Annotated in this window: 9 protein-coding genes; all 9 read left to right on the forward strand. The window is 59.4% G+C overall.

The features are described 5' to 3' along the window. Positions 1–11: 11 nt before the first annotated feature. The 9 genes from eda (at position 12) to rpiA (ending at position 6,715) form a co-directional block, all read left to right on the forward strand. On the forward strand, positions 12–641 hold the full coding sequence (gene eda / locus QN370_RS09530) for a bifunctional 4-hydroxy-2-oxoglutarate aldolase/2-dehydro-3-deoxy-phosphogluconate aldolase (protein WP_416172180.1): 630 nt from the start codon (positions 12–14) through the stop codon (positions 639–641). A gap of 153 nt (positions 642–794) precedes the next feature. Further along, complete coding sequence (locus tag QN370_RS09535) at positions 795–947, forward strand: DUF3309 domain-containing protein (protein WP_322128263.1); 153 nt, start codon at positions 795–797, stop codon at positions 945–947. 59 nt (positions 948–1,006) lie between these two features. Then, positions 1,007–1,945 carry a DnaJ C-terminal domain-containing protein gene (locus QN370_RS09540; RefSeq protein WP_322128262.1) on the forward strand — a complete coding sequence of 313 codons (939 nt, stop codon included), beginning with the start codon at positions 1,007–1,009 and terminating at the stop codon, positions 1,943–1,945. Further along, positions 1,942–2,259: a chaperone modulator CbpM gene (locus tag QN370_RS09545; protein WP_322128261.1), complete on the forward strand. Its 318-nt coding sequence runs from the start codon at positions 1,942–1,944 to the stop codon at positions 2,257–2,259. Before QN370_RS09540 ends, QN370_RS09545 begins: the two co-directional genes overlap by 4 nt. Positions 2,260–2,452: 193 nt before the next feature. Continuing rightward, positions 2,453–2,848, forward strand: coding sequence for a TraR/DksA family transcriptional regulator (locus QN370_RS09550; protein WP_322128260.1), 396 nt, complete (start codon positions 2,453–2,455; stop codon positions 2,846–2,848). Positions 2,849–2,880: 32 nt separating this feature from the next. After that, positions 2,881–3,753, forward strand: a complete 873-nt coding sequence (locus QN370_RS09555; protein WP_322128259.1) for a universal stress protein — start codon at positions 2,881–2,883, stop codon at positions 3,751–3,753. Between the two features lie 130 nt (positions 3,754–3,883). Continuing rightward, a complete protein-coding gene (locus QN370_RS09560; protein ID WP_322128258.1) occupies positions 3,884–4,348 on the forward strand; it encodes an RcnB family protein in 465 nt (154 codons plus the stop codon). Positions 4,349–4,651: 303 nt separating this feature from the next. Continuing rightward, positions 4,652–5,992 (forward strand): hemolysin family protein, encoded by a 1,341-nt coding sequence (locus QN370_RS09565; protein WP_322128257.1) that lies wholly within the window; start codon positions 4,652–4,654, stop codon positions 5,990–5,992. A gap of 51 nt (positions 5,993–6,043) precedes the next feature. After that, positions 6,044–6,715 (forward strand): ribose-5-phosphate isomerase RpiA, encoded by a 672-nt coding sequence (gene rpiA, locus QN370_RS09570; protein WP_322129174.1) that lies wholly within the window; start codon positions 6,044–6,046, stop codon positions 6,713–6,715. Positions 6,716–6,901: the final 186 nt, after the last annotated feature.

The following is a 6,901-nucleotide window of genomic DNA, read 5'->3' on the forward strand; positions in this document are numbered from 1 at the left end:
CTCCCCATCTGATGCCCGACCTGCTCCACATCATGCGCACTTCACCAGTGATCCCGGTCATCGCCATCGATAACCTCGACCATGCGGTGCCACTGGCGCGAGCGCTGGTCGCCGGTGGAATCCGCGTACTGGAAGTGACATTACGCACCGCCCACGGACTGGCGGCGATCCGCGCGATGGCCGAGCAGGTGCCCGAGGCGATTCTCGGTGTCGGCACGCTGACGCTGCCCGAAGAATTTGCCGCCGCACGTGATGCTGGCGCGGTGTTCGGTGTCTCGCCCGGCCTGACTGCGGCGCTCATTGCGGCGGCACGGTCGAGTGGCTTGCCACTGCTGCCCGGCGTGATGACGCCGTCCGAAGTGATGGCCGCACGCGAAGCCGGCTTTCGCCAACTCAAGCTGTTTCCAGCCGTGCCGGCAGGCGGCGTCGGCATGCTCAATGCGATTGCCGGACCGCTGGGTGATGTGATGTTTTGCCCGACCGGTGGGATTTCGCTGGCGACGGCACCGCAATTTTTGGCGTGCAAGAATGTCGCCTGCGTCGGCGGTTCATGGCTCACGCCAAAAGACGCGATGCTCTCCGGCGACTGGGCGCGCATCACTGCGCTGGCAACGGCAGCGAGTGCGTTGCGGCAGACCTGAGACCAGGATGCCCAATTTCTGATTGCCTTTTCATAACGACGTATCGCGCAGGTTTCGTGCGGTAGCGCACGGATGGTATGGGTATTTCTGGTTAGCCTCGGATCGTCTTCAGTGATGAAGAAATCCGCAGTTCAATCGGTTCAAGGGAGCACCATGGGCACTATTTTATTGATCATCCTCATCCTCGTGCTGATCGGCGCGTTCCCGTCTTGGCCGCATAGCCGCAGCTGGGGCTACGGTCCGAGCGGTTTAACCGGCCTGATCGTCATAATTCTGATTATCATGTTGCTGACCGGGCGACTTTGACCGTCGCCGACCGCCGATTGCGTCATGCAATCTGGCAGCCACTCTGACGCAGGAATCCGATGAAGTACAAAGACTATTACGACACGCTCGGGATCGAGCGCGATGCCACCCTCGATGACATCAAGAAGGCCTACCGCAAGCTGGCTCATCAATATCATCCGGATGTCTCGAAGGACCCGAAGGGCGAAGAGAAATTCAAGGCGGTGGCCGAAGCCTATGCCACCCTGAAAAATACCGAGAAGCGGGCCGAATACGACCAGCTCGGTCAGCGCTCGGCCGGCGAAAACTTTACGCCACCGCCGCAGTGGCAGCAGCGCTATGGCTCGGGTGCCAATGCCTTCGACGATGTCGACCTGTCCGACCTGATGGGCGCATTTCGTTCCGGCGGGACTGGCCGGCGCACCCGGGCGGCGATGCCGGAAGAGGGCACGGACTATTCGGTCAACGTCGACGTCACGCTCGAACAGATTTATAGCGGTGCGGAAACCGACGTCACGGTTGAACTGCCTGAAATGGATGCCCATGGCTTGCCCCATCGGGTGAGCCGCACTTTCCGTATCACGGTACCGAAAGGGGCGACCGATGGCCAGCGTCTGCGACTGGCCGGCAAAGGCGGTCCGGGTCGCCATGGTGGCAAAGCCGGCAACCTGTTCGTAGTGTTGTCACTGTTGCCGCATCCGCTGTACCGGGTGACCGGCCGCGATCTGGTGTGCGACCTGTTGCTGGCACCGTGGGAAGCTGCGCTAGGGACGACGGTGGAAATTCCTACGCTGGGCGGCAAGGTCGAACTCAATATCAAGCCCGGCACGTCGTCAGGACAACGCCTGCGTCTCGGTGGACGTGGCTTGCCGGACCCCGGCGGTGCGGCGGGCGACCTGTTTGCGCTGGTGCGCATCGTGCTGCCCAAGACCCTTAGTCCGGCTGAGCAGGGCTTATACGAACAGCTGGCGGTACTCTCGGACTTCAAGCCGCGCAGTACCGGACACAAGGAGACATGATGAAGGTCACGACCGTAGAAAGTATCTCGCTCGATGCCGAGCATGTCTGCACGATCGCGCATCTGGCCGAGGTCTCGGGCCTGTCGCGCGAAGAGCTCGAGGAGCTCGTTGGCATCGGTCTGATCGTGCCGGCCGATGCGCAGACCGAACCGCTGTTGTTCCAGTTGCGCACGGTGGTCACTGCGTGCACCGCGCGCCGTTTGCGCGATGATTTCGAGCTCGATCAGAACGGTGTGGCGCTGGCATTGACGCTGCTGCAACGCATCGAACAGTTGCAGCAGGAATTGACCGCGCTGCGTGCTCGTACGCGCTAACGCGTTGGCCTGATGCCATCGGCACGCAGGCCATGCCAGCGTAGAGAAAACCGCTTGTCGGACAAGTGTTCGAGGCGGTCCTTGAAGACAGTTTTTCTGTCAGCGACCGGGTCGCTGGCGACACCAGACTATTGTTAGAACCGGCGCGCAACAAGTCATCCTGACAGCGCAGCCATTTTTTACCGGAGACATCATGAGCGACTTAACTCCCGCCAAATTGCAAGAACTCGAATCCGCTTTACTGCTGCGCCGCCAGGAATTGCAGGCGCGGATTGATCCCCAGTTGCACCGTTCCGACGAGTCCGATGAACTGGTGCTGACCGAGCAAAAAGTCGCCGACGACAATGCCGTCATTGCCGATGTGCTCAACGATACCGACCTTGCCGAGCTTGAACTGGATCTGGCCGTGCTGGTTGAAATCGATGCGGCACTGGGCCGGATCAAGGCCGGAACCTATGGCATCTGCACCGCTTGTGAGGAAGCCATACCCCTTGCCCGACTGCAGGCGATGCCCTCGGCGCATTTCTGCATCGGCTGTCAGGCAAAAAGCGAAGAACGTCAGGGTTTCCCGCATAGCGCCTCGTTGTAAGTCATTTTTCATTTACCGAGAAAGGAAACACCATGAGCTATCCCACCATCCTGGTTCACGTCGACGCCTCCGTACGCACGGCTGAACGTATCCGCATCGGTGCCGAACTGGTCTTGCGCAATGGCGGCCATCTGACCGGCACCGCCACCACCGGCGTCTCCGGCCTGTTCTATTTGCCGGGCGCGATCGGCGAAGGCAACCTGCAACTCGGCGCGATGCTCGACATGCTCAAGGAGCGCGGTACGTTTGCGCTGCAAGAGTTCGAGCGTGCGGTCAGTACGCTCGGCGTGCAATCGTTTGAAAAGCGCCTGGTCGACGAAGAGGCCGGTCCTGGCGTGAGCCTGCAGGCACGCTACTGCGATCTGGTCATCGTCGGACAGAGCAATCCCGAAGAGCCGTCGCCGTCGACCGCTGATGAATTCCCCGAATACGTGGTGATGCATTCCGGGCGCCCGGTGCTGATCATTCCGTATGTCGGTCATTTTGAACACATCGGCCAGAACATCCTGGTGGCTTGGGATGGCAGCATGCAAGCCACACGTGCGGTGACGGCGGCAATTCCGTTGTTGAAGCAGGCGAAGCAGGTGCAACTGGTGGTCTTCAATCCGGAGGCCAAACCCGATGTGCATGGTGATGAGCCCGGTGCCGACATCGCGCTGTACCTTGCGCGACACGGCGTCAAGCTCGACGTCGTGGTCCTGACCACCACCGAAAAAGCGTCGAAGAGCGGGCGCATGGACGATCTCGATGTCGGCAATGCGCTGCTGTCGCATGCTGCCGATTGCAATGCCGACCTCATTGTCATGGGCGGTTATGCCCATTCGCGCTTTCGTCAGGTCTTGCTCGGTGGCGTGACGAACACGATCCTGACCTCGATGACGGTGCCGGTACTCATGGCGCATTGATTGTTCGTGCCGGCGATGTGCGGGGCACCGTACAGATAGATGCTTGCTTGTCGGCTATCCTTTCGGCAGATCGACGAACGCTGGTGATGTTTCGATACCAGCATGTCGTTGCAACCAAAGGGAATCCAACATGAACAAGAAAGCACTTGTTAGCGCCATCCTCGCCATGGCATTAGGGTCGAGCGGACTATCGTTTGGCCAAGGCCGATCAGATAACGACCACGGGGGCGATCGCGGTGATCGCGGCCGTAACGAGCAAGCCCAGCGTGGCGGTCCGCCGGACCGTGGCGACAAGGGTCGTGGACCGGATCGTCGCGATGACGACCGACGCGACAATGACCGTGGTCACGACAACCGTAAAGAAGCGCGCTACAACGATGGCCGCGACGGTCGTGGTGCCGGACCGGGCCACAACTATCGCAAGGGCGACCGCCTGCCGCGCGACTACCGTAGTCGCCAGTATGTTGTTGACGACTGGCGCGGTCACCGCCTGTCGGCTCCGCCGCGTGGCTATCACTGGGTGCAGACCGGCGGCGACTACGTGCTGGTAGCGATTGCCAGCGGCATCATCTTGCAGCTGTTTCTGGGGAATTGATGGCGTGGCGGAGGGGATGACCTCTTCGCTTGTACTTGCCATCGGTAGGTTGGGTTGGGACGGTGCAATAACCGAAGGGCATTGCACCAAATGCACTGGCTACCGTCATCAACCCTGATGGATGAGCACCAACCCATCTGACTTAACACTATTTCTAATCACCTCCCTATCTCGCTTGCTTCGGCCCTCTGCCATTGACCCAGCGCATCGATATGTCGACCTGCGTCGCCGCCACCCCGTCAAAGTCATCGACACCACGACGTTTGCGTCTACACTACCGGCTGGTCCACTTTCCACCCCTCCATGCAAGACTTCATGCTGATTTTCCTGGCGCTGTTTCTGGTTGCCCTCAATGGCTTTTTCGTTTGTGCTGAATTCGGCATGGTCAAACTGCGCGAGACCCGCATCCGCGCAATCGCCAAAACCCAGGGCCTGCGCGGTCGTATCCTGGCCACCGTACACCGCCAGCTCGATTCCTATCTGTCGGCCTGCCAGCTCGGCATCACGCTGGCCTCGCTCGGCCTTGGCTGGGTCGGTGAACCGGCTTTTGCCAGTCTGCTGCATCCGGTCTTCATCGCCATCGGCGTGACTTCGGTAAGTCTGATCGAGCTGGTGTCATTCGGTTTTGCCTTCCTGGTCATTTCATTCCTGCACATCGTGGTCGGCGAGCTGGCGCCGAAGTCGATGGCGATCCGTCATCCCGAGGCTGTCAGCCTGGTGTGCGCGGTGCCGTTGTATGGTTTTTACTGGAGCATGTATCCGATCATCTGGGTACTCAACAAAAGCGCCAATGGTGTCTTGCGACTGGTCGGACTGGGTAGTGCGAGCGGTCATGACACCGCGTATTCCTCCGATGAACTCAAGATCATTTTGCGCGGCAGCCACTCTGGCGATAAATTCAGTTCGGACGAATGGAAGGTGCTGGCGCAGACACTGGATTTCAGCGAACTTGATGTCGGTGACCTGATGCGCCCGGCGCATGAGATGGCCGCCTTGCATGCCGGCCAATCGCTGGCCGACAATCTGCAGGTGGTCTATCGCAGCCGCTTTAGCCGCTATCCGTATTTCGATGCCGAGCAGCGCGAAGTACTGGGCGTGATCCATCTGAAGGATCTTTTTTTGGGACAGGAACAAGGCAAGTCGATCGAGAGTCTGGAGCCGTTTTTCCGGCCAGTGCAATATGTCTCGCCGCGCATGCCGGCACCTGAATTGTTCCGCTTGTTTCGTCAGGGCGCACCGCATTTTGCGGTGGTTGGTCATCCCGGCCAGAAGCCGGTCGGCTTCCTGACGCTGGACAATCTGCTCGGTGCGCTGGTCGGTGAAATCCGCGATGAATTCCGCCAGAACGATCAGGACTGGAGTCGTCTCGATGACGGCACGCTGGTTGGCAAGGGCAGCCTGCCGATCTACACCCTCGAACGCATTCTTGCCATCGATATCGAAAATGAAGCGCTCGACCTCGACGACATCGATTCGGTCGGCGGTCTCGTCATGGCCAAGCTGGGCGACATTCCAACCGAAGGCCAGCGCATCGAATTCGACCAGTTCGACGTGATGGTCAAGAAAATGAATGGACCGCGCATCGTGCTGGTCTATGTCACTCCAAAACAGGTCGATGTCGATGAATTCGGCTTGTCGGGCTGAAGACTCTCTTTTTAATTTTTTGCAATAACTACGATGACTACGATGACCACAATGACCCAAGACGAACTCAAACAAGCAGTCGCCCGCGCTGCCCTCGACTATGTGGTCGACGGTGACATCATCGGCGTCGGCACCGGCTCCACCGCGAATTTTTTCATTGATGCGCTGGCGGGTGTCAAGCACCGCATCAAGGGCGCAGTGGCCTCTTCCGAAGGTACTGCCGAACGCTTGCTCGCGCACGGGATCACCGTGTTTGATCTCAATGACGTTGCGTCGATGTCGGTCTACATCGATGGTGCCGACGAAATCACCGATACCGGCGCGATGATCAAAGGCGGTGGCGCGGCACTCACGCGCGAGAAGATTGTCGCCTCTGTCGCCACAAAATTCATCTGCATCGCCGATGGCTCCAAACTGGTCGATGTGCTGGGTGCGTTCCCATTACCGGTGGAAGTCATCCCGATGGCGCAGGCCGTGGTCGCGCGCAAGCTCGCCGAACTGGGCGGCACGCCGCGTTTGCGGGTCAAGGATGGGCGGGCTGTGCTCACTGATAACGGCAATGTCATTATCGACGTGCTTGGCTTGCAGATCACCGATCCCGTCGCGACCGAGCTGGCCATCAATGCGATTGTCGGGGTTGTGACGGTAGGGTTGTTTGCGGCGCGTGGGGCGGATGTGGCGTTGCTGGGGATGGCGGATGGGGTGCGGACGCTGGTATTTTGAGGACGTGATTTGGAGCGCTTGGTGCAATGCCCTTTGGTTATTGCACCCTACGGGTTTTGGGGTGCTTGGTGCAATGCCCTTCGGTTATTGCACCCTACGGTTCTGGAAGGTAGATACTCTGTTCAAAAGCAAGCCTTTTTCAGGTTGAAGAGCGAATCATTTGAGCAGGGACCGCATAGAATCGCG

The organism is Actimicrobium sp. CCI2.3, from assembly GCF_035019065.1.
In the GTDB taxonomy this organism is placed as follows: domain Bacteria; phylum Pseudomonadota; class Gammaproteobacteria; order Burkholderiales; family Burkholderiaceae_D; genus Actimicrobium.